This is a genomic window from Sphingomonas sp. ABOLE, from assembly GCF_003950455.1.
Classification (GTDB): Bacteria; Pseudomonadota; Alphaproteobacteria; order Sphingomonadales; family Sphingomonadaceae; genus Sphingomonas; species Sphingomonas trueperi.
The window spans coordinates 1-19816 of record NZ_QQWY01000062.1; the positions used below are offsets into that span (position 1 = coordinate 1).

Consider the following 19816-nt stretch of genomic DNA (forward strand, 5'->3'; position numbering starts at 1 on the left):
CGATGAGATCATGGGCTCACAAGCAGCCCATGACGCGCCGATGCGCGTCATTCGACAGCCGAAGGCTGCTGGGGATGCATGATCAGCGGGCGACCAGGTGCGGGGCAGGGGAGTGCAGGCTGCAGCGGGTCCCCCGATAGGTGGTCGTCACCCGACAGGGCCGAGACCGCTTGCGGGCTCGGTCGGAGCGCCTTCAGGCGCGGAGATAGGGCACCGGTGCCGGCCAAACGAACAAAAGCATTGGCCGCAGGCCAATTCAAATGCCGGCAATCGCCGAGAAACTGTTCTTTCCGCCGAGGCGCCGCACACATCAGGTGGCGGGATCAACGCCATTATTCCAAGCCGCGCACCTCGATCGGTCGGGACCTCAGGAGCGGGTAGGCTGCGGTGGTGAGCAGGGCGAGCACCATGCTCAGGCCGAAAAAGATCATCGCAGCTGCGTATTCCCTGAGCGCGATCGAGAGCCCGGTTTCGGCCGCGCTTGCGACGATAGCGAGCAGGCAGATCTTCAGGGTCAGGCTTTTGGGCACTGGTGTCCTCCACTGGTCACAAGTCGATGTTCCGCACCTCGAGCTCGGCAGCCAAAGCATCCTGTAGCGGATCGCCAGCTTCGGCGGTGTTGCTCAGATACTCCTGGCGGAGTTCCTCGTCGGAGAGTGCTGCGATGCGTTCCGGCAGACAGAGCGCAAGGCGCTCACCATCATCAACGGGGTTCATGCTCGATCCTTCGACAGCGTGGTCGGTCAAAATCGCCGTGGCGGATAATCGTTGCAAGTTTCTGCGTTAGCAAAGGCAAAATAGTGCTGGCCCATGTTCTACCTTTGTTCTATACGTCGCCACCGCGAAGGAGAGTACCCATGGACATCAACGATGCACTGCGTGACTTTGATTATGATCTGGCGCTTCGTGATGCTTTCGAGGATCGGAAGCTAAGCCACTCACGTCGGATGCTGGCTGGCGCCTCGATCGGCATCGATCTGGCGACGGCTTACTATTCGGTCGCTCAGCTGCTTGAGGCGTTCGCAGACCTGGAGAACGATCACCGCAAGGGTGAGCGCTTCGGCATGGGTTATCTCGGAATCGAGGATATCGTGAAGGACGGCAGCCCCTTCCAGATGCGGATCTGGCACCTCGTGCGGGACCTTCACCTCTCGCAGGCCGTGAGGGATCTGAGCTGGCTGAAGGCGATCCTGTATGCGCGTGGCAGCATGGCGAAGGCCGCAGCCAAGCATGTCCAGGTCCGCTATTTCACCGCGGCAGAGACGGTGGAAAGCCCGACCGCAGCGGAGCTGATGAAGGCGGACGCCTTCCGCTGAGTGGTTCTTCAAGCGACCAGCGCGAGGAACTGCTCTTGGCCTACCGGAGGTTCGCCGCTGACCCGGAAGGGCTGCATCGGGTCGCCGGTGGAGACGACGAATTGCTCGGCGCCGCCCGCGGCGCGAAGCTGGACGGCAACGGCATAGGCGTTCTCGGGAGAAGCGAGCTTGCCGCGGAGCGGCGAGAGATTGGGGCTGCACATACGCGGTTTCCGTCAATGGAGTTGAAAGGAAGGGCGTGGTAGGCACTGGATCCTGATCCATGTGGTGAACGTTTGGGTCGGACCTGTACGCAGAAGTCTCCTTGAAGATGGGGTCGCGGGCACTGCCGGTTCGCGGCCCCATTCTTGTTGGGCCGCTGAGCGCCGCTGGCGCGATCGAGCCTGCCCGATTATGGATGCAGGCATGCGCGCGATCCTGACGCCATCCCTGGTACTCGCCAGCTATCTGGCGCTGCTATTTGCACCGCAGTTTCTGCCTGTGCAGCTCGGCTTCAAAGGGTTCATGGCGTTCGTGCTCACCTGGTTCGCCGTATCGAACTGGAGCGCGTGGAGGTTTTCCGAGCCGGCTATCGCCGCGGTAGTTACCGGCGTCAGTATTGTCGGCTTGGTCAGCGCCCCGGTGAATGCAATCTTCGTCGGGTGCTACGTGTTCAACCAATGCCCTTAGCAAATCGGCTAAGTCATTGTTTTACATAACTTCCATTATCGTTTCGGATCCGTTCTAATCGATTATGTGCATGCGCACGGCGTTCGTCAGCTGGTGTGGCCGGTACGGTTTGCCCAGGAAGACAGCGCCGTTGACGTCGTCCTGAAGAACCGAGGCATCTTCTCCGGAGGAGATGATCACGCGCACCAGCGGGTCCGTAGCTCGGATCTCCGCTGCCAACTGCAGCCCGTTCAGCGAGCCGGGCATGTGCAGGTCCGTCAACAGGACGTCGATGTTGTGCCGCGCCGCCAGTTCGAGCGCCTCCGCTGTCCCGGAAGCTTCCAGCACATTGAAGCCTTCATCGGTCAGCACAGAACATGCAAGTGTCCGGATATACTGCTCGTCGTCGACGATCAGCACTGTCGAAGAGAATTGCTGTCCCATCACCTCTCCCTAGGCGCGTGCAAGTGCGCCTGAAATACGCTCTTTGCCCAACCTGCGTTGTTTTACGCGCGTTAACCACATTTGGTCAGGACGTTGGGCGTCCGAACGCACGTGATCTCAGATTTATCCGGAGTACAGTCTAACTACCTAATTGTGACGGTTCCGTGATTAGGGCAAGACTGTTCCACCGGGACCAGTCCACAAGACATGCCGGGTCGTGCTGGCGCCGGAGCCTCCTCCCTCCGAGCGACACAAGGAAGAGCCCGCCCCTCCCCCTGCGTTGGCGGGCTCTTCTAGTGCCTTAGGCGGGGCGGATCGGACCGCGCGTATGCAGCGCTACTTCTTCAACGTTCACGACCAGAACGGATCGCTAATCGACCCTGAGGGCACGGTTTGCGCTGATCTCGATGCGGCTCGCCGCACGGCGATCCACTCGGTTCGGTCGATCCTTGCCGAGGACCTGGTGCAGGGCTGCATCGACATGAACGGGATGGTCGACGTCTTGGACGCGGGTGGCGGCCTCATCGAGAGCATTGCGTTCGCCGAATGCGTCATCCTCATCCCCGAGGGTCGGCAGCGCGTTAGTAGTCGCTCGTCAGCATGATCGTCATGACGCGCACCGTGATGGACGGATCGCTCGGATCTTCCGATCCATAGACCATGGTTGGCTCAAAATAATCGATCTTGAAGCAGATCCGGTGCCCTTCGAAGTCCAATGCTCCAAAGTCGCGCTCCGGACCGTCATCCGCGGTGAACTCGTATTCGCGGATCGCCTTCATGAGGCGAGAGGTAGCGAGCAGTCCAGGGACAGGGCCAGGCTCCTCGAGCGTAGCGCGAAGAGTCCGCGTCATTTGATGACGCCCATTAGGATACAGGCCGCGTCGGCAGAGATCATTCAGCTGCGCGATGCGCTCGGTTCGGGATACGGTCTCCGCGCTCATTCCGCAGCTCCTGCGCACGCGTCTGTCATCCGCGAGGCGGCTATTGCCGCCGCAGACGGATAAGCGTCGACCAGATGCTGATGGATGGCGGCGTTTTGGGGGATATCGAACACTCCATCGCGGGCGGGCCGCGTGATCAGAAGAGCCGACACGATGACGTCGGCCAGCTCGCGCACTTCGGTCGGCTTGCCGGCGTCATCGTAGCTGACGGGCGCGCGGAAGCCTGCCTCAAGCCAGCTTCCGAGGCCGTTCTCCACCTGCTCGATATAGTCTGCTGCCGCTGAGATCGCCGCGTCCTCGTCGGCGATACGGATACCGAGCGTGAAGTAGCGACCAAAGTCGTGCGGGTTGCGCAGTTCGACCAGCTCGCAACCTGCTGGAGGCGGGCCATAGCGCCCGATCAGTGCCGCCTTGTAAGCGGCGACTTCAAGGCGATTGAGCCGCTCGAAGTCGTCGGTCTGCCCCAGCTGGGCGCAGTTCTCGTTCGCCGGCGTGCCGCCGATATCGATGATGTGAGGCATCGGAGTTCTCCCGGATCACCAAGATCCGATCTCCTCCTCCCCCTCCTCTCTTGTCGCACGGCTCAAAGGCGGACCCCGCTCCGCCGAAAGGGGGGGTGGCGAAGCGGGGTCCTTTAGCAGGAGAGCAATCCTCACGCGGGGGGCCACGGTGAGGGTCTGCCTGCTAATCTTGTATGGTCAGCTGAGCCTAGCCAGGGATTTCGCGGCGAAAAACTCGCTGCGCGGGCTTGCTTCATCGCTGATAGGATCCAGTTTCACGATGTAGCCACTGAGGTGTGAGCGAACAAGGTTCCCCTCTCGCCCTACTAAATCTGGATCAACATCTTCTACATTTCGCACGCGCACCCTGATCTTCGTGAGGCTTGGGTCTGGATGACGTGCCGGCTTGTCTGCGAAGTCGCTCAGCAGTCTGGCCCGAATGTCTTCCGGGACGATGGCATATTGATCGACGGCGGCGATTGCCGCCTCCGGTGTCCGGATCTCTCGATAATCCGTCCCGACCCACACAATCGCGTCTTCTTCGGGCGATGCTTTGGTGAAGACCTGGGCGAAGAACGTCTCGAGCGGACGATCCCAACCGATCACAGCGTGATCGATGTCGGGACGGTCCCCTCTCGGGTCTAGCTTATAGCGGCTCATGGAAGCTCCTTCGCGATCGGGAGGAATGTACTTCTGCTGGTGGCTTCATGCGGCCGCTTCGCGCCGGCGTTGAACCTGGTCAGCCAATCGGTGAGTGTCGGCCGCTGGGCGAGCAGCAGCTGTGCAGCACCGTCCTGGAACTTGATCAGCTCGGCGTCCTGCGGAGCTAGGACAGTTGCATCAAGAGCTTTGATGAAGCCGCCGTAAAGTTCGCCGGCGCCATTCCAGTGCAGCTGCGACCACGACGCCCGTCACAGTGATGGTACACGTAGCGCGAACCAGCTGCCCTTCGTCTGCGGCAACGAGGAGCACGGAAACAATGCCGAACAATACCGGTGGCCAAAATCGCAGCGTCACCATAAACAGAGTGTACATAGTCGGCAGCGTAATAACGAAGAGCACTGGGTTAAGCATGTGCAGGATGTTCATAGTGACCCCCTATCGCACCAGATTATGACTATTCGGGATTCCCTCAGCAAGCGCAAAGCGCATCCCGCCGCCGAACATTCGTAGAGCCTTAGCCATTTCGTATCGCAGCTTCGACCTGTTAGGGAATCGAACTCTCGGATTAATTGGCTTTCCAGCGGCGTCCACGAAGTCTTCGGCGATAGTGCCGTCAGGCAGCAGCACGTGGATCTCATGGCATCCTCTGTGGAGACTACCCCGATCGACGGCCGTAAACTCGCCCAGTGAGGCTCTCAGACCCTTCGCGGCCTTGCTCCAGCGGATGTGTCCCGCACCGATGTTCTCTCCGTCTGCAGCGCCTCGCTCAAGCCAGGTGCGGACATGCACGCGCTGCTGAAGAAAGGAGTTTTGGGAGCGCTCTCGGTTACGCGCGAGCGGCAGCGCCCCCGCCGCGGAATCAAGGCAGGCGAGATCTGCTCCAGCGGCCGTCGTGAAGATGTCGTCGACCTCCAATCCCGCTAGCAGCCGCTGCAGCTGCTCCTCCAGCGTTTCGTGCGGGTGAGCGGGGACCGGCGCCGACAGCGTTTCCGACAAAGGCGTTATGCTGCCGTCGCACAGGACGAGGACCGTCATCTCCTGCATCGCCGGCTGCAGCATCGCTGCGCCAAAACCTGTTCCGCCCTGTTCAGGGGCGCGAAGATCTTGCTCGGTCAAAATGGCGAGGCGTCGGGTCCACCTCGTCGGTCGAGGGGCGTCGGTCGGCTTGGGCCAGCTGCTCGGCACCATCATCGATGCCTGCTTCGACGCTGTAGGCTCAACCTGGTTGCGAGGTGCCGCGGCGAAGAACGCCCTACGCGCAGCGTCGAATAGATCGTTGGGGTCCCCGCCGCCGTCTTTGAAGCCGGCGTCGTAGGCTTCCCGTTCGCTCGCGCTCTCCCGCAACGCACGGTAGGGCTCGCGATAGGACCAACCCGCTTGGGCAGCATAGAAGGCCTCGGCGTATCGAACTGCCTCATTCCAATCGAACCCATGGTGATCGCGGGCGCGCAGCGTCGCCAGATCACGCGCATCGGCCTCGCCGCTTGCGGCCTTTCTTTCCACAAACGCAAAGTTGCGGGCACGTCGCTCCCGCTCTTGCCTTTCCTGGGCAGCGTCGCTGATCGGACGCATGGCGTCCACGCGGTCGCGAATCCGCTGCATCCTCGCCTCTGCCGGTGCGCAGGGAGGTAGATCCGGGAAGGCGCGCCATATCGACGCTAGCGCTTCTGCGTCATCAACGCTGCGGCCGCGGGCGGCCCAGGTCGCTGCCGAGGTTGGGTCGAAGTGCTCCATCGTGTCACGCCTCACCGAGGGTGACGAAGTGCGTCCAGCAGGCGGCCAGCGCGTCATCGAGCGTCGAGCAGTCTCCCAGACTTCGAGACACCGGTCCATTGGGCGTGATGAGGCGCACGTGCGGGTCCCACACCGGATTGGCATACTCCTCCGGCCACTCGTGGAAGCCGTAAGGATACGCCACGATGGAATAGGGTGCCCACAACTTTGGGTGCAGGTTGGTGAAGCGAGCTATATAGGCCGCCATGGCTTGGGCCTCCTCTCAAGCTAAGTTGTTGATATCGATCAACCCTCCGGAACGAGTCGGCAAACTGAGCGCTCGGAACTTCGGAGAAGTTGATTTGACGAAAAGCCCTGAAGGTCGCACGGTTCTAGTCGTCGAGGACGAGCCCTTCGTCCGAATGATCGCTGCCGGTATGCTTCAGGAGGGCGGGTTTCGCGTCGTGGAGGCGCCCGATGCCACCGAGGCTCTAGATCTCCTTGAGCGGCATCAGGTCGCGGTCGTGTTCACGGACATCAACATGCCAGGCCTGATCGACGGCTTGCAGCTCGCCGCTATCGTCAAAGAGCGCTATCCGCACGTGAAAGTGATCATTACCTCGGGCAGGCAGTGGCTGGGGTCTGATGCTCTTCCGAGCGACAGCGTCTTCCTGCCAAAGCCGTACCGTTCCGCTGAACTGTCGGAGCTGGTCGAGCGCCAAGCGAGCCGGTCAGACTAGCAACCTAGCCGAAGAGCGTCTCCGCTTCTTCCGGCACGGGACAATCCAGCTGAAGCTCGTGGACGATACGCCGTGCGAACCGCTGCGGATCCACCAGGTCGCGAACGCCCGCGAAGTAGTTTCGGCCACCGGTGTAATCGTCGCGTCCCCGGCAGGTCCGGTAGAGGACTTCCTTATCGAGACCGCAGAGGCCGAGGCTGAGCTGCACGTAACACTTCTCCGTGTGGAGGATGATCTCGCCCGAGACTGCCGGACCGCCCCGGCAGGACCGTACCTCGTACTGGCCGCTTTCCAGCTGAAGGGCCTTGGCCAGAGCGCGCATCGCCTTCTGTCCTTCCGAATGGAAGGCGTTCTTCGCTGCAGCATCGAAGTCGACCCCGCGATGCGCGAGCGTCACCAAGACGGGTGCGCCGCGCAGATCCTTGATCGCCTGCATGCACCTGCCCTGCAGCTCGCTGGCGGCGGGGCGCGTGTCGCAGACCGCGGCGAAATGGCGCGCGAGCAGGATGACGGCGGGATCTTCCTCTGCGCTCACGCCGGCATTGCGACAGTCGTCCATGGCCTTGCTGATGGCGTGGAGCGTGCTGCCGATCGTGGTCAGCGCGCTGGGATCGAGGGCCTGCTGGTGGCGGAAAGCAACATCGAAGGTCATGGGGTGTCTCCGGGGAAGCGGAGCGCGAAAGCACGCTCTCCCCTTCCCTTCCCCCTCTCCTCCTGATCGTCCTGGAAGCTCCCACTCATCGCGGAGCGAGATAGTTGCTAACCTGCAGCAAGAAGGAAAATGCGAAGACTTGCATGCACTTGCCCTGCTCAATAATCCTCACTTCATGAGAGAAGATCTGGACGACTTCACTTCGCGCGCATCGGCGTTCCTCAAGGTCCTCGCTGGGCGCACCCGCAGCATGCTGATTTGGGAGCTTCTTGATGGCGAGAGGTCTGTCAGTGACCTCGCCAAGGCCGTGGGCGCGAACACGACGGCGGTCTCACAGCAACTTGCGATTCTCCGAGGCGAAGGCATCGTTTCAACGCGGAGGAGCGGCCAGAAGGTGTTCTACTCCCTCACCAGCGCCGAGGCGCGTCACTTTGTGACCGCGCTACGCGAGCTGCTCTTGCAAAAAGCCGGCGCGGCTGAGATCGAAGAGGCTCACGAGCGAGCCGCCTAGACTTCAAGAAGGATCGAAACGCCCGTGGCGCTCGCAAGATAGCCGCGCGCCCTTCCGCCAGCGGCTCGGCTCGATGAAATCGCCGCCATGGATACCAACGTGCTTCGCTTCTGCCTGGTCGAACGCGGCCTCGTAGCGGCGCGCCCGTGCAGGATCGATCTTCAGAAAGTTGGGCGTCGGCACGGCGTAGCCGGCAGCAATCATCATTTCCCCGAGGTCCTCCCCGCCGACATCCACGCTCGCGATCGGCCGCCCGTAGCTTTGCTGTCCTATGAGCCGGATCGACACAGGCCCTCGCTTCATCAGCTTTGACGCGAAGTCCTGCGCGGCCTTGCCGCAGGGCCAGCAGGACGGTCCCTTTGCGCACAGCGCTTTGCGCTCGACCGCATCGGCACCGAACAGGCGAAAATCGACGGCGATCGTGTCTCCGTCGACCGCGCGCGCTTGCGCCTCAAAGCCGTCGCGGTTCCGCTGTCCTGCGCTCGCGTCAGGCAGCACGCCACAGCTGGTCGTGGCGAGCAAAATCGTAATTACGATTAGGCGCATTTCAGCATTTCCTTTGTCGGCTCGCCGGCGCGCGCGAAGACGGTGCGATGCACCTTGGTCTCCGGCACGATCGACCAGTTCAGCTTGTAGAAGTTGCGCACCCGGTAGGGGCCATTACCGTCGAGACGGAAGAAGCGCAGCTTGGCTCCATCCTTCCGCACTCGGAAATCGGTTTCCTGCCTGTCGTCGCTGCAGGTTAGCGGGCTCTCGAAGCGCACCAGGGCGCCATCGGGCACGTCGCGGCGCCGGCTAGCAATCGCCGCGCGACACCGCGCCCGCCAATCGATCGCGTGGGGCCGGTCCGTTTCGGTCAGAAGGTCGAGGATCCGCTCGGGACATTCGGCTTCATACGGGCCCACGCTCTCGTCCATTTCCTTGTAAGCGAAATGGTATCCGCTCCTGGAGCGCGGGTTCCATTTGACCAGGCACACGACTGCGAAGACCTCACCGGCGACGCCGTTTTCCACCTGCTGCACGGCGCCGTACCAAACGCGATTGTTCACGCAGGAGGAGGCAAGCACCTTGTGACCGCGCTTGGCACCGTCGACCTCCCTCTCGTAGGTAAATTGCGCGTCGAGATAGGCCTTGGGCGTCTCATGCCCGCCCATCGACGTTCGGCTCATTTCCAGCCAACCCATGTGACGCTCCTCCGTCAGGCGGCCTTGGCGACAGGCGTCGCCGAGGCATAAGCTTGTAGGTATCTGACCGCCTGCTCGGCCTTGGTGGAGGCGAGGAAGACCGCGGCCTTGTCGTCCTTCAGGACACGGATCCATGTGCCGAGATAGCTCGCATGGTTGTCGTGAAGCTCGGTCGGCAGCCCGAGTTCGGCACAGATAAAGGATTGGCCGAGGCAGGCAACCAGCTCCTCGAACGCATATGCCTTGTCCCCGAAGCGCTTGCCGAAGGTTCGATCGAGCCGACCGCGCGCCCCTGTCCAGTGAACATGCTCGTGCGCGAGCGTTGATGCGAACAAGTCGGCCGAGGCGAAATGCGCGAGCTTCGGCATCTGGATGTGATCGCTGAGCGGCGAGAAATAGGCCTCACTGCCGCCATAGCGGACCACAGACGGGATCTGCTCGAAGAAGGCGTCGATCGCCTCCTGACGTAGCGACAGCAGCGTCGGCGTCGGGGCGACGGGCCTCGGGTAGTACCATGCCGGCAAGCCGTCGATCTCGTCTGCGTTGTAGACGAGGTAGCTGCGCAGGAAGCGGATCAGCTGCGCGGTCGTCTCGCCCGTCAGCAGCGACTTGCCCTGCTTGCGGAAGCTTGACGCGTAGATCGAGATGGTCGCCTCGGCGCCCTTGCGAACGCGGCCGCCGAGCTCTTCGGCCTGGCGCTTCGTCATCCAGTAGCGGCTCTTGTAGCCGCGGCTGTCCGCGATGCTCCAAAGCCACGGGCAGTTGATGCCGGTGTACGGCGTGCCCTCATGTCGGAGCGGGCGTCCCCCTTCCCCAGTGAGCGACCATGGCCGTTTCCAGGGCACAATACCTTGCTCGAGCTTCTGCAGCAGAAGCTTCGTCACATCTTCGGCGATGCTGTTCATGATCGAGGTCCTCCAAAAAGAGCACCGCCGACGGGCTTGCCGCCAGCGGTGCCAGGGGTTCCAGAAGGAGGCTGGAAGCTATTCGGCCGCGATCGCGTGGAGGCTGTCGTTCACGCTGAAGTCGTCTTCGGCCTCGCGGTCGTCGGTCAGATCGTCGTTGTCGCCGAGCGGCAGACCGACGCCGTCGTCTTCGGGGTCTTCCTCATCGTGGCCGTTCAGTTGCAGATCGTCTTCGTCGCCGAGGCTGAGCTGGTCGTCATCGTCGATGCTGAGCTCGTCCTCGCTCGTGCCGTTATCATCGGTCAGGCCGAGATCATCGTTCTCGTCGTCATCCTCGGCCTCGCTCGGCGTCGACGGGGCCGCCTCGGTGAACCGCATCGCCTCCGGCACCCAGCACGTGATCACCTCGCGCACCTCGGCCTCGATGATGGCTTCGCCGGCGAACAGCTTCTGGCAGGATTCGGAGATTTCCGACTTCTTCTGCGTCGCGTGGCGACCCGACAGCGCAGGCCCGCCAACTTCATCCAGAAGCGACAGGATGGCGCCCTTGGAGATGCGATCGAAGTAGTTGAGCGACGTCGGCCGCCACCAGGAGGCGACATCGACTTCGAGGATGGTCGCGAGCCGGTTCTGCAGCGGATTGGAGTCCGCCAGACCGTAGCAGTCCTTGGCGGTCAGCGAGGTGGCGACCACCCAGGCCATCCACTGCGCCTTGGCCTCGTCGCTGAGCAGGCGGAACGCTTCAAAGCGATCCACCTTCGTCTTCCCGTCGCGCCACCCGTCCTCCATGGCCTCGGCGAACTCGTTGATATAGTCGCGCGCCTTGGACGGCGGTACGGCATCGCCGCGCACGGGATCATCGGGGCGGCTCGCCTTGATGGTCGTGCCGCTCTGACCCATGCTGTAGGAACCGCGTTCGTCGACCATGGCGAAGAGCATGAAGTCGAGTGCGAGCGCCGGATTGCCGAGGAGCGCTGCGCCCAAGACATCGCGGCGCTGCACCGCCAGCTGGTCGAAGAGCACCTGGCTGAGCGCCTTGCCGTCGGGCGCCGCCGCGATCGGCTTGACCGGGCCCGCAGAGGTGCCGCCGCTAGTGCGGCCGCTCTGGCCTTCCTCGATCTGCCACCCGGTGATCCGGCCTTCGCCCTCTTCGCCCTCCAGGGCCTCGCTGAAGCCGCCGTCATCGACGCCTTCACCATCATCGCCCTGGGGACGCTCCGGCGCTTCTACAATCGGCGTCACCCGCAGCGGCGTCTCGCTGTAATATTCGGCCTCGAGCAGCATCTCGCCGGTCTGCTTCAGCGAGAGAATGCGACCGACACGCGGCTTGAGCTCGTCGGGCAGGATCTTCGGCCGATTGTGAAGGTCGTTCCGCTCATCCTGGAGCGCTTCGGCCTCGGTCTCGAGAGCGCTGAAGGCCTCCTGGCTGAGCTCTTCGTCCTCCATCTCGGTTTCGATCGCCCCGAGACGGGCATCGATCTCGTCGATGCGGGCGCGCTGCGCGTCGGTCATCGGCTCGCTCGGCAGATGCACGCGGTGGAGCTCGCGGGCAACTTCCCAGGTGCTGCTCGATGCAATCGGCCGCACCCAGCCCAGGCCCAGCTCTTCGCCGAGGCGAGACGCCTCTTCTTCCATGATCTTGGCGGCGATACCCTCGGCGATCTCGCGGTTGACCCAGCTGTCGCCCGTGTCGCTGAACAGATCGCTCTCGATCACGCCGCCGGCGGCGACATAGCGGTCGGCGCCGACGAGGATCGCCACCGGCTCGGTCGACTTCATCGTCTCGTTCAGGATGACTCGGCGGATCGCGTCCGAGTTGTAGTTGTAGTTCTTGTAGGTGTTCCAGACCGTCAGCTGGCGATCGTGGCTGGGGGTGGTCGCATAGGCCTTGGCCATGTCGAGCGTGATCTTGCCTTCAGCGAGCGCGTTGAAGATGGGTTCGGCCAGGTCTGCGAGGCGGAGGCGGCCTTCCACGAACTTGCGGGTGACGCCGAACCGCTTGGCGACGGCATCAAGGTCGCCGTTCTCGCCGATGAAGTGCTGGAAGGCGCGGCATTCGTCCGCCGGCGACATGGCCAGGTGGTGGAAGTTCTCGGCGAGCGAGGTTTCCGAGAGGGCCGCGTCATCCGCCTCGATGACCATCACCGGCACGTCGTACTGCGCTGGATCGATCTGGCCGCGCTCGGAGAGGAGCATCAGCGCGCGGTAGCGGCGGCTGCCTGCGATGACCGCAAAGCTGCCCCGCGGCTTCTTCAGCGGTGCTACGATGAGGTTCTGGATGATGCCGCGAGCGTCGACGTCGGCCGCCAGCTGCTCGATTAGATCGTTCCTGGGGGTGCGGACGTTGATGGCGGAAAGCTGCAGCTTGGCTAGCTTCACGGACTGGATTGCGGGCTTCGTCATGGTCGGATCTCCTTCTGGATGTCCGGCTTTTTCCGGACACCCCACCCTTCCTCCCTCCTCTCTCGGAGCCCCGGCACGCCGGCGCAGCCGGGGCTACAGGCCTCAACGGGGCTGCATGATCGCTTCAATGATCGAGGCTGCTTTGTCGGTCGTGGGCACGAAAAGCCGCGTCTTGAAGTTGATCAGCTCGGTCCAGCAGCCCAGCGACTTGAACCAGGGGAGTTGGCCCGCCGGCGCGCCTTCGATCTCGATCCGCTCGTTCCCGTTCACGCGAGTACGCCTGATCGTCATCGGGAAAGGCTGCTTGAGTTCTATTGCGCGCCCCGAGAGCGCGGCGTCGATGATCGAACGTGCAGGCATATCCTCGGTTTTGGAGATGCCGAGCTTGGTGAAGAGATCCACGACGTGCTGGTCGAACACGAGGCGGCCAAGCCAGCTGTTTCCGGCCTTATCGACGACGCGGTGAACGGCAAGGTGGTCGCGTGGAAGGGCAGACCAGATGGGCAGCAGGAGGCCTGTGGCGAGCCGAATGGTCTCTACATCCAGCTTCTCGGCCGCCTCCTCCACCTCTGCCTGCCACTGAGCGACAAAGGTGGCGCGGTCGATGGGCTCCCACGCGCTCTCGAACAGATCGGCCTCGCGCATGAACTCGCGCCGGCTCGGCCGCTGGAGCTCGACCCGCAGGATCGGTTCGCCGTTGTCCCCCATCCAGGAGTCTGCGCGCGTGCGGAGCGCCACCATGCCGGAGCGGGCGTTGCGGACGAAGGTAGCGTCTCTGAAGGCCTCGGCCCGCTCGAGCACTCGGCTAAGCGACATCACGCTGCGCTTCCGCGCAATCTCGATCGTCAGTAGATGCGATGTAGCGCCGGTGCGCGGATCGGTGCGCAGGAGCGTGTCGTCGATCACGCGCGCCGTTTCGGTCATGATCGTCTCCACGCCTACGTCCAGCGTGCCCGCCTCGCGAGCCTTCTCGACGCGGGTTTCCACCAGCGCGAGAAACTCCTCGAAGATGCTGTTCTGCATCCCGATCGGCAGCGCCAGCAGTCGGTTGAGCCAGCGCTGAATGGGGGGCAGCTCCTCCTTCAGTGCTCCGTCCTGATCGCGCAGTGAAAGCCCCGTCCGAGCCTCAAAGGCTTCGCAGGTCACGCTTTTCAGCTTGCCGTAGTGAAGCAGGCGGAACCAGGTGTGCAGCGCATCCTTGGCGTACTGGCTTTCCAGATTGTCTTTGGGGTCGAACAGGTTCTGGCCGCCGGTCTGCCGCTGACCGCGCGTCAGCGCCCCCAGCGTGTCGAGCCGGCGGGCGATGGTCGAGGTGAAGCGCAGCTCGCCCTTGCAGTCGGTGGTGACGGGACGAAACAGCGGGGTGTTCGCCTGATGGGTCCGGTGGGTGCGCCCGAGGCCCTGGATCGCGCGATCGGCACGCCAACCGGGTTCCAGAAGGAAATGGACGCGCTGCTCCTGGTTCTTCGCATCGAGGCTCGCGTGGTAGGACCGCCCCGTGCCGCCGGCATCAGAGAAAAGGAGGATCCGCTTACGGCCTTCCATGAAGGCGGCGGCTTCGACCTGGTTCGTGCGGGGCGAGCGGCTTTCCACCAGCTGCCGGCCATCGGCGCCGGTGACGAGCCGCTTTGTCCGCCCCGTCACTTCGGCGACGCGATCGGGACCGAAATGGTCGAGGAGCGCGTCGAGCCCTGTCTTGATCGGCGGCAGCGCGCAAATGTGCTCGATCAGATTGTCGCGGGCAGCAATCGCCTCCGGATTGTGGACCGGATTGCCGCCGTCATACATCGGCCGTGAGAAGGCATTGCCGTTTGCATCGACGCTCTCTTCCATCTGAGCCGTCGGGAAGGCGCGCATCAGATAGTCAACGCAGATCTGCGTGGGGGACAAATCGAGGGTGATCTCGGCGCGCTCCTCGGGGCTCATCTGGGCGAGACGGCGATCGAGCAATGCCTCTGCCGTCGTCACCAGTTGGAACACAACCGACTGCCCTGCAGCCAGGTGCCGCTCGACCTCCGGGATCACCGTCGGCATCTTCATGCTGAGTAGCACCTGGCCGAAGAACCGCTGCTTGGAGGATTCGAAGCGCGAGCGCGCCGCGGCCTTGGCGCCGGAGTTGAGCGTCCCGCCCCCAAGGCCGTCGACCACACCCGTCATCTCGAGCGCCCGCTCCATGTTCCGGTGAATGATCGACCAGGCCTCGGAGTAGGTGTCGTAGATCTCGATCTGCCCCGGCGTAAGGCCGTGGCGAAGCACCTCGTACTCAACGCCGGCGAAGCTGAGCGCGCGCGCGATGTAGACGCCGAGCGCCTTCAGGTCGCGCGCGACGAGCTCCATCGAAGCGATCCCGCCAAGCCGGATGTTCGAGATGAACTCCTCCCGCGTGGCGAAGGACGTCTCCGGTCCCCACAGACCAAGACGGACCGCATAGGCGAGGTTGTTAATGTCGGAGGCACCCGTCGCCGAGGCATAGAGCACGCGCGCGTCGGGCAGGTGGTTCTGGAGCAGAACGCCGCATATGCCCTGCTGCGATCCCTCCTTTGGCCCGAGCGCGCCCTCGCCGCCGGCAACACCGCCCATCTCATGCGCTTCATCGAAGGCGATCACACCGTCGAAATCCTCACCTGCCCAGGTCAGGATCTGCTGCAGGCGATCGGCATCGCCGCGGCTTGAGCGCAGGGTCGGATAGGTGACGAACAGCACGCCGTCCTGCAGCGTGATCTTCTCGTCGATCTTCCAATTGGAAATGGGCTGCACGTCGCCCGACAGCCCCCCGAGTGCGGACCAATCCCGCCGCGCGTCCTCAAGGAGCGGCTCGTTCTTCGACACCCAGATGTGCCGGCGCTTACCGCGCAGCCACTGATCGAGGATGCAGGCAGCGATCTGGCGTCCTTTGCCGGCGCCGGTGCCGTCGCCCAAAAAGAATCCCATCCGATAGAGGCGACCTTCCTCGTGTAGGACGATCGTCACGCCTTCCTTGGCGGGGCGGCACTTGCCGGGGAGATAATTCTCCCACGCGTGCCCGGCATAAACCACCGTCTCAAGCTGCGCCGCCGAGAGCCGACGTTCGGATACGATGCGCTCCGGCAGCTGCGGGACATGGTTCGGCACCGGCATGGCGATCGAGGCCATGGCTACGGATTCGACCAATGCCGTCGGATGTTCGCCGGCAGCGTCGAAGACAATGCGGCTCGGACGATACGGCAGATAGATGCCGACCTGATCGCCGAGCGGCGCCGGCTCCTCCAGCTTGGCATAGGTGACCGGCAGAACGGCATGGGATTTGGGCGCCTCAGTCTTGCGCTCCGCCGCCGGCCTCGCGTTCCGGCTCGCGCCAAATAACGACGGCCGGGCCTGCGCGGCTGCGATCGGCAGTTGGTCTGCCTTCAGCTCCGCGCGCGCGGGCACCTCGATGACGTCCAGGAATTCGGCGACACTGCCGCGCTGGATCGTCACCGCTTCCAGCTTCTCCGGCACCTTATCGATGACGTAGAGCCGCACCGCTACGTCGGTGCCGTGCTTGCGATAGCAGCTCTCGAACCGGAGTGAGGTGCGCACGGACGAACCGGCGAGCACCTTGGCATAGGCATCCCGCATGCGCGCGCTGTTCGTGAACCAATCCGGCATGATCGCTACCACGCGGCCCCCGGGGCGAACCCGTCGAAGCGCCGCCATCAGGTGGCGTGCAGCGGCCAGGTCGTCTGCCCCGCGGCCGAGGCTCCGCGCGAAGGGAGGGTTCATCAGCACCACAGTTGGCCGCGCCAGCGCGGCATGCTTGGTCACCAGCATGGCCCCATCATGGGGTCGGTTCCGGCTGAGGGCGAAATGACACCCTAAGCGAAACGGCAAGAAGGGGTGGGGAGCGGACATCGCGCCCCCGCCTTGCGTCATCCTGAACTTGTTTCAGGATCCATCGGGCGATTGGTGCCGGAGCGTGGTGGCTCGTGCCGCCATCTCGGTTGGCCGATCATAAACTGGGCTTTCGGATTGATGGACCCTGAAACAAGTTCAGGGTGACGGCTGATTTGGGGTGGGGCGCGGTCATCCGTCATCCCGGCGCATGCCGGGACCGTGGGCAAGTCTTGAGGCGATAGCTATCGCCAGGGCGCCCGGACGTGAGGCTGCTTCTAAAGACAGCCCACGGTCCCGGCATGCGCCGGGATGACGACCATTGGGAACGTCTGCAACGGGGCGGATGCTGCCCTTCACCATTCCGCCGGATGGATGTCGATCAAATGGATCAAATGTCAGTGAGATCCTCAGGGTACATCCCACCGCGCTGGCAGAAGAGAGCCCATGTTTCCTTCCCCTGTGCGGTTACGATCATGCGAACCGGTAAATCGACTGCGAGCGCGATAAGGCCGAGGCGGACAAGCGGGCCAATGCTCCTATCGCTGATCACCCTGTCAGGGGTGTACCCTCCTGCCACGAGTGTCCATCCGGGCGTTCCGCGTTCGGTAATAGCCGGAGCGAGATGGCCGTCACGTGGGAGATCGGTATCGCGGCCCAGGGTGTATAGGCAGATACTCCAGAAGGCATCTCGCGGTCGTGGTGGGATCAACGCCCATTCCAGCGGGCCGGCATCATCCTGTTCGGGCGCTTGAACGGCTGCGGCCGGGTCGTCCCGGACTCCATCGCGGTACGCGCGCTCTAGCGCCTGCGCGATGGCGCCAGCAGTGTCGACGGCGATCCCGTACTTCCGATTGTAGCGATCCTTGGCGACAATGCCTCGGGCGATTTCGCGAAACCGCGCCTTGCGCCGGGGATCGGGACGCAGCCGTCCAGACGCCCCGGTCATGTCGTCACCGTGACATCAGGGCTCACGTTACCCCGTGCGCGAGCCACGATCCCGGCGACCGTGTTCTTGCTGAGTCCCAGGTCGCGAGCGATCCAGCGATAGCTCCGCCCCTCGGCGATATGCGCCAACACTTTGGGCGCGAGGCGGTCCGACTTGGGTCGCTCCCCCAGTTGCCGGCCGAGTTTGCGGCCACGTGCCCGCGCTGCAGCAAGGCCAGAGCGGACCCGCTCGCTCAGCATGTCGCGCTCAAACTGGGCTATACCTGCGAGCATCGTCGCCATCATCCGCCCATGCGGCGTATCGACCTCGAACGTCATGCCGCTCATCGCGACCACCGACACGCGCCAGCCCGACAGCCGGTTGAGTGTATCGAGCAGGTCCTGGGTCGAACGCCCCCAGCGACTGAGTTCGGTAACGAGGATCGCATCGATATGGCGTGCCTGCGCCAGCTTCATCACCTCAGCCCGCGCCGAACGGTTTGCCTTCATGCCCGACGCGGTTTCGCGGAAGACCTCGACCACTTCATAGCCGCCACGCTCGGCAAAGCCGGCCAGGTCGCGGAGCTGCCGTTCGCACGACTGGTCGGCTGTCGAAACCCTGGCGTAGATGGCGGCGCGCTGTCCCAATTGAACCCTTCTGGAATTAGGCCTCGAAAAGCCTTGATTTGCGTGGGGTCAGTGTTGTCCAAAACAGACTTCTGTTCAATGGGGACAAGCCGTGCATGCCGAGACGCCATATCCTCAGCGCCCGACAGCGTTCGGCCCTACTCGACCTACCGACTGACGAAGCGGCGCTGCTGCGCCATTATCTTCTGGCAGACGATGACCTGATTCATATCGACCGGCGTCGCCGACCGGAGAACCGCATCGGGTTCGCCCTGCAGTTGTGCGCGCTGCGATATCCAGGCCGGACCCTTGCTCCCGGCGAACTGATCCCCCACACTGTATCTGCCTTTCTAGGCGCCCAGCTTGGCATCGCTGGCGAGACGCTCGCGGCCTATGCCGTTCGACGCCAAACCCGCCACCAGCACATGGAGGCGCTGCGCCGTATCTACGGATACAGAATGTTCCCCGGACGGGGACCGTATGCCAGGGCTTTCCGCGATTGGCTTCTCGCCGAAGCCGAGCAGGCACGCTCAAACGACGACCTTGCCCGGCGCTTCATTGCCCGCTGCCGTGAAACCATGACCATCCTGCCGGCGATCACGACAATCGAGCGTTTGTGCGCGGACGCGCTCGTCGCCGCCGAACGTCGGATCGAGAAGCGGATCGCGGCCCGTCTCGATCCCGTCGCCTGTGATGGGCTCGACCGACTGACTACCGAGATGCTGCCGGGGGCGATCAGCCGCTTCATCTGGCTGCGCCGGATTGAGCCGGGCAACAACTCCGCCGCGGCGAACCGGCTGCTCGACCGGCTCGAGTTCCTGCGCGCGATGAACCTCAATGATGGTATACTTGCCGGTGTTCCACCGCATCGCGTCGCCCGGCTACGCCGGCAGGGCGAGCGCTACTTCGCCGATGGCCTGCGCGACCTCGGCGCCGATCGGCGCCGCGCTATCATGGCGGTCTGCGTCATTGAATGGGCCACGGCGACTGCGGATGCGGTGATCGAAACACATGACCGGATCGTTGGCCGCACCTGGCGCGACGCGAAGCAACTGCATGACGCGCGGGTCGTAGAAACCAGAGGCGCTACCACTGCGACTTTGAACGGCTTCACTGCACTCGGTCAATCATTGCTCGAAGCGCATGGCGACGGCGCGTCGCTGGAAGATGCGGTCGCGGGCGGGGCGGGATGGGAACGGCTCACCAGCCTCGTCGCTACGGCCAAGACGTTGACGGACACCTTGGGCGATGATCCGCTGGCCTATGTTGATCAGGGGTATCACCGCTTCCGTCGGTATGCCCCGCGCATGCTGCGATGCCTCGACCTCAAAGCTGCGGCGGTTGCACGGCCTTTGCTGGACGCGGCTACCGTCATCGCTACCAAGGGCGCAGTTCCGGCGGCCGACGATTTCTTGCGCCCGCATTCCAAATGGCGGCGACAGTTGCGGGCGAAGGGCGATGATGATGCCCGCCTCCGGGAAGTCGCGGTCATGTTTCACCTGCGCGACGCGCTGCGCTCGGGCGACATATGGCTCGACCGCTCGCATCGATATGGTGACCTGCGCCACGTCCTCGTGCCGATGGCGGTCGCGCATGCCGCGAAGCTGGCGGTCCCGTCCGACCCGCATGTCTGGGGGCGTTTGCGGGAGGGGGCGGAATCCTACGCTCTCATGACCGTCATTTTGGAAGCGGAGCCGCACAGAACCTACACCAAAACTGAGGTCCGGTGTAATTGAAACTGATGATGCACCTGATGGGTGTGCCGCGAGCCGATCGACGACGATTGATCATGC

23 protein-coding genes and 1 pseudogene are annotated in these 19816 nt (G+C 63.5%); 6 read left to right on the top strand and 18 right to left on the bottom strand.

The features are described 5' to 3' along the window. Nucleotides 1-332 precede the first annotated feature (332 nt). Nucleotides 333-530, bottom strand: a complete 198-nt coding sequence (locus CA234_RS22730; protein WP_126002822.1) for a hypothetical protein — start codon at nt 528-530, stop codon at nt 333-335. A gap of 16 nt (nt 531-546) precedes the next feature. After that, the gene (locus CA234_RS24515) at nt 547-717 is read right to left on the bottom strand and encodes a hypothetical protein (protein WP_164521915.1); all 171 of its coding nucleotides are present in this window, start codon (nt 715-717) and stop codon (nt 547-549) included. Nucleotides 718-857: 140 nt separating this feature from the next. Here CA234_RS24515 and CA234_RS22735 point away from each other — a divergent pair, with 140 nt between their 5' ends. Further along, nucleotides 858-1316, top strand: coding sequence for a hypothetical protein (locus CA234_RS22735; protein ID WP_126002823.1), 459 nt, complete (start codon nt 858-860; stop codon nt 1314-1316). Between the two features lie 8 nt (nt 1317-1324). Here CA234_RS22735 and CA234_RS22740 read toward each other — a convergent pair whose 3' ends face one another. Then, nucleotides 1325-1519 carry a hypothetical protein gene (locus CA234_RS22740; protein WP_126002824.1) on the bottom strand — a complete coding sequence of 65 codons (195 nt, stop codon included), beginning with the start codon at nt 1517-1519 and terminating at the stop codon, nt 1325-1327. A 202-nt stretch (nt 1520-1721) separates the two neighbouring features. On the opposite strand from CA234_RS22740, the gene CA234_RS22745 reads away from it, so the two are divergent. Next, complete coding sequence (locus tag CA234_RS22745; protein ID WP_126002825.1) at nt 1722-1985, top strand: hypothetical protein; 264 nt, start codon at nt 1722-1724, stop codon at nt 1983-1985. A 54-nt stretch (nt 1986-2039) separates the two neighbouring features. Here the strand turns inward: CA234_RS22745 and CA234_RS22750 are convergent, their stop codons facing one another. After that, on the bottom strand, nt 2040-2408 hold the full coding sequence (locus tag CA234_RS22750; RefSeq protein WP_126002826.1) for a response regulator: 369 nt from the start codon (nt 2406-2408) through the stop codon (nt 2040-2042). A 328-nt stretch (nt 2409-2736) separates the two neighbouring features. Here CA234_RS22750 and CA234_RS22755 point away from each other — a divergent pair, with 328 nt between their 5' ends. Continuing rightward, nucleotides 2737-3012: a hypothetical protein gene (locus CA234_RS22755; protein ID WP_126002827.1), complete on the top strand. Its 276-nt coding sequence runs from the start codon at nt 2737-2739 to the stop codon at nt 3010-3012. Here the strand turns inward: CA234_RS22755 and CA234_RS22760 are convergent. The 6 genes from CA234_RS22760 to CA234_RS22785 form a co-directional block, all read right to left on the bottom strand. Beyond that, the gene (locus CA234_RS22760) at nt 2990-3349 is read right to left on the bottom strand and encodes a DUF3768 domain-containing protein (RefSeq protein ID WP_126002828.1); all 360 of its coding nucleotides are present in this window, start codon (nt 3347-3349) and stop codon (nt 2990-2992) included. The two genes, CA234_RS22755 and CA234_RS22760, sit on opposite strands and share 23 nt — an antisense overlap. After that, the gene (locus CA234_RS22765) at nt 3346-3870 is read right to left on the bottom strand and encodes a hypothetical protein (protein WP_126002829.1); all 525 of its coding nucleotides are present in this window, start codon (nt 3868-3870) and stop codon (nt 3346-3348) included. Before CA234_RS22765 ends, CA234_RS22760 begins: the two co-directional genes overlap by 4 nt. Nucleotides 3871-4047: 177 nt before the next feature. Further along, complete coding sequence (locus CA234_RS22770) at nt 4048-4509, bottom strand: hypothetical protein (RefSeq protein ID WP_126002830.1); 462 nt, start codon at nt 4507-4509, stop codon at nt 4048-4050. A gap of 180 nt (nt 4510-4689) precedes the next feature. Next, nucleotides 4690-4938, bottom strand: coding sequence for a hypothetical protein (locus CA234_RS22775; RefSeq protein ID WP_126002831.1), 249 nt, complete (start codon nt 4936-4938; stop codon nt 4690-4692). Between the two features lie 9 nt (nt 4939-4947). Continuing rightward, nucleotides 4948-6114, bottom strand: a complete 1167-nt coding sequence (locus tag CA234_RS22780) for a hypothetical protein (protein WP_241213650.1) — start codon at nt 6112-6114, stop codon at nt 4948-4950. A 136-nt stretch (nt 6115-6250) separates the two neighbouring features. After that, the gene (locus CA234_RS22785; protein ID WP_126002833.1) at nt 6251-6493 is read right to left on the bottom strand and encodes a hypothetical protein; all 243 of its coding nucleotides are present in this window, start codon (nt 6491-6493) and stop codon (nt 6251-6253) included. 25 nt (nt 6494-6518) lie between these two features. Between CA234_RS22785 and CA234_RS22790 the strand changes: the two genes are divergently transcribed. Then, a complete protein-coding gene (locus CA234_RS22790) occupies nt 6519-6965 on the top strand; it encodes a response regulator (protein WP_241213651.1) in 447 nt (148 codons plus the stop codon). Nucleotides 6966-6969: 4 nt separating this feature from the next. Here the strand turns inward: CA234_RS22790 and CA234_RS22795 are convergent, their stop codons facing one another. After that, entirely contained in the window at nt 6970-7617 is a 648-nt protein-coding gene (locus CA234_RS22795; protein ID WP_126002835.1) for a hypothetical protein, read from the bottom strand. Nucleotides 7618-7792: 175 nt separating this feature from the next. Between CA234_RS22795 and CA234_RS22800 the strand changes: the two genes are divergently transcribed. Then, nucleotides 7793-8128 carry a metalloregulator ArsR/SmtB family transcription factor gene (locus CA234_RS22800; protein WP_126002841.1) on the top strand — a complete coding sequence of 112 codons (336 nt, stop codon included), beginning with the start codon at nt 7793-7795 and terminating at the stop codon, nt 8126-8128. 3 nt (nt 8129-8131) lie between these two features. Here the strand turns inward: CA234_RS22800 and CA234_RS22805 are convergent, their stop codons facing one another. From CA234_RS22805 to CA234_RS22835, 7 genes are all read right to left on the bottom strand, one after another. Continuing rightward, nucleotides 8132-8674 carry a thermonuclease family protein gene (locus CA234_RS22805; RefSeq protein ID WP_126002836.1) on the bottom strand — a complete coding sequence of 181 codons (543 nt, stop codon included), beginning with the start codon at nt 8672-8674 and terminating at the stop codon, nt 8132-8134. Next, entirely contained in the window at nt 8665-9282 is a 618-nt protein-coding gene (locus tag CA234_RS22810; protein WP_241213652.1) for a hypothetical protein, read from the bottom strand. Before CA234_RS22810 ends, CA234_RS22805 begins: the two co-directional genes overlap by 10 nt. A gap of 44 nt (nt 9283-9326) precedes the next feature. Continuing rightward, nucleotides 9327-10217, bottom strand: a complete 891-nt coding sequence (locus CA234_RS22815; RefSeq protein WP_126002838.1) for a zincin-like metallopeptidase domain-containing protein — start codon at nt 10215-10217, stop codon at nt 9327-9329. A gap of 78 nt (nt 10218-10295) precedes the next feature. After that, on the bottom strand, nt 10296-12620 hold the full coding sequence (locus CA234_RS22820; protein WP_126002839.1) for a ParB/RepB/Spo0J family partition protein: 2325 nt from the start codon (nt 12618-12620) through the stop codon (nt 10296-10298). A gap of 102 nt (nt 12621-12722) precedes the next feature. Beyond that, nucleotides 12723-16409, bottom strand: coding sequence for a strawberry notch family protein (locus tag CA234_RS22825; protein ID WP_241213653.1), 3687 nt, complete (start codon nt 16407-16409; stop codon nt 12723-12725). Between the two features lie 451 nt (nt 16410-16860). After that, nucleotides 16861-17418 carry a hypothetical protein gene (locus tag CA234_RS22830; protein ID WP_004213004.1) on the bottom strand — a complete coding sequence of 186 codons (558 nt, stop codon included), beginning with the start codon at nt 17416-17418 and terminating at the stop codon, nt 16861-16863. Further along, nucleotides 17415-18044: a recombinase family protein gene (locus tag CA234_RS22835; protein WP_004213007.1), complete on the bottom strand. Its 630-nt coding sequence runs from the start codon at nt 18042-18044 to the stop codon at nt 17415-17417. The genes CA234_RS22830 and CA234_RS22835 overlap by 4 nt, the downstream gene beginning before the upstream one ends. Nucleotides 18045-18139: 95 nt before the next feature. On the opposite strand from CA234_RS22835, the pseudogene CA234_RS22840 reads away from it, so the two are divergent. Then, nucleotides 18140-19648 (top strand): annotated as a pseudogene (locus CA234_RS22840) (DUF4158 domain-containing protein); the annotation flags it as partial. Nucleotides 19649-19816 lie beyond the last annotated feature (168 nt).

What these genes read in the sequence shown, in the direction of transcription:
- CA234_RS24515 (WP_164521915.1), bottom strand. Translation starts at nt 717, where the DNA reads ATGAACCCCGTTGATGATGGTGAGCGCCTTGCGCTCTGTCTGCCGGAA.
- CA234_RS22735 (WP_126002823.1), top strand. Translation starts at nt 858, where the DNA reads ATGGACATCAACGATGCACTGCGTGACTTTGATTATGATCTGGCGCTT.
- CA234_RS22740 (WP_126002824.1), bottom strand. Translation starts at nt 1,519, where the DNA reads ATGTGCAGCCCCAATCTCTCGCCGCTCCGCGGCAAGCTCGCTTCTCCC.
- CA234_RS22745 (WP_126002825.1), top strand. Translation starts at nt 1,722, where the DNA reads ATGCGCGCGATCCTGACGCCATCCCTGGTACTCGCCAGCTATCTGGCG.
- CA234_RS22750 (WP_126002826.1), bottom strand. Translation starts at nt 2,408, where the DNA reads ATGGGACAGCAATTCTCTTCGACAGTGCTGATCGTCGACGACGAGCAG.
- CA234_RS22755 (WP_126002827.1), top strand. Translation starts at nt 2,737, where the DNA reads ATGCAGCGCTACTTCTTCAACGTTCACGACCAGAACGGATCGCTAATC.
- CA234_RS22760 (WP_126002828.1), bottom strand. Translation starts at nt 3,349, where the DNA reads ATGAGCGCGGAGACCGTATCCCGAACCGAGCGCATCGCGCAGCTGAAT.
- CA234_RS22765 (WP_126002829.1), bottom strand. Translation starts at nt 3,870, where the DNA reads ATGCCTCACATCATCGATATCGGCGGCACGCCGGCGAACGAGAACTGC.
- CA234_RS22770 (WP_126002830.1), bottom strand. Translation starts at nt 4,509, where the DNA reads ATGAGCCGCTATAAGCTAGACCCGAGAGGGGACCGTCCCGACATCGAT.
- CA234_RS22775 (WP_126002831.1), bottom strand. Translation starts at nt 4,938, where the DNA reads ATGAACATCCTGCACATGCTTAACCCAGTGCTCTTCGTTATTACGCTG.
- CA234_RS22780 (WP_241213650.1), bottom strand. Translation starts at nt 6,114, where the DNA reads ATGCAGCGGATTCGCGACCGCGTGGACGCCATGCGTCCGATCAGCGAC.
- CA234_RS22785 (WP_126002833.1), bottom strand. Translation starts at nt 6,493, where the DNA reads ATGGCGGCCTATATAGCTCGCTTCACCAACCTGCACCCAAAGTTGTGG.
- CA234_RS22795 (WP_126002835.1), bottom strand. Translation starts at nt 7,617, where the DNA reads ATGACCTTCGATGTTGCTTTCCGCCACCAGCAGGCCCTCGATCCCAGC.
- CA234_RS22800 (WP_126002841.1), top strand. Translation starts at nt 7,793, where the DNA reads ATGAGAGAAGATCTGGACGACTTCACTTCGCGCGCATCGGCGTTCCTC.
- CA234_RS22805 (WP_126002836.1), bottom strand. Translation starts at nt 8,674, where the DNA reads ATGCGCCTAATCGTAATTACGATTTTGCTCGCCACGACCAGCTGTGGC.
- CA234_RS22810 (WP_241213652.1), bottom strand. Translation starts at nt 9,282, where the DNA reads ATGGGCGGGCATGAGACGCCCAAGGCCTATCTCGACGCGCAATTTACC.
- CA234_RS22815 (WP_126002838.1), bottom strand. Translation starts at nt 10,217, where the DNA reads ATGAACAGCATCGCCGAAGATGTGACGAAGCTTCTGCTGCAGAAGCTC.
- CA234_RS22820 (WP_126002839.1), bottom strand. Translation starts at nt 12,620, where the DNA reads ATGACGAAGCCCGCAATCCAGTCCGTGAAGCTAGCCAAGCTGCAGCTT.
- CA234_RS22825 (WP_241213653.1), bottom strand. Translation starts at nt 16,409, where the DNA reads ATGCTGGTGACCAAGCATGCCGCGCTGGCGCGGCCAACTGTGGTGCTG.
- CA234_RS22830 (WP_004213004.1), bottom strand. Translation starts at nt 17,418, where the DNA reads ATGACCGGGGCGTCTGGACGGCTGCGTCCCGATCCCCGGCGCAAGGCG.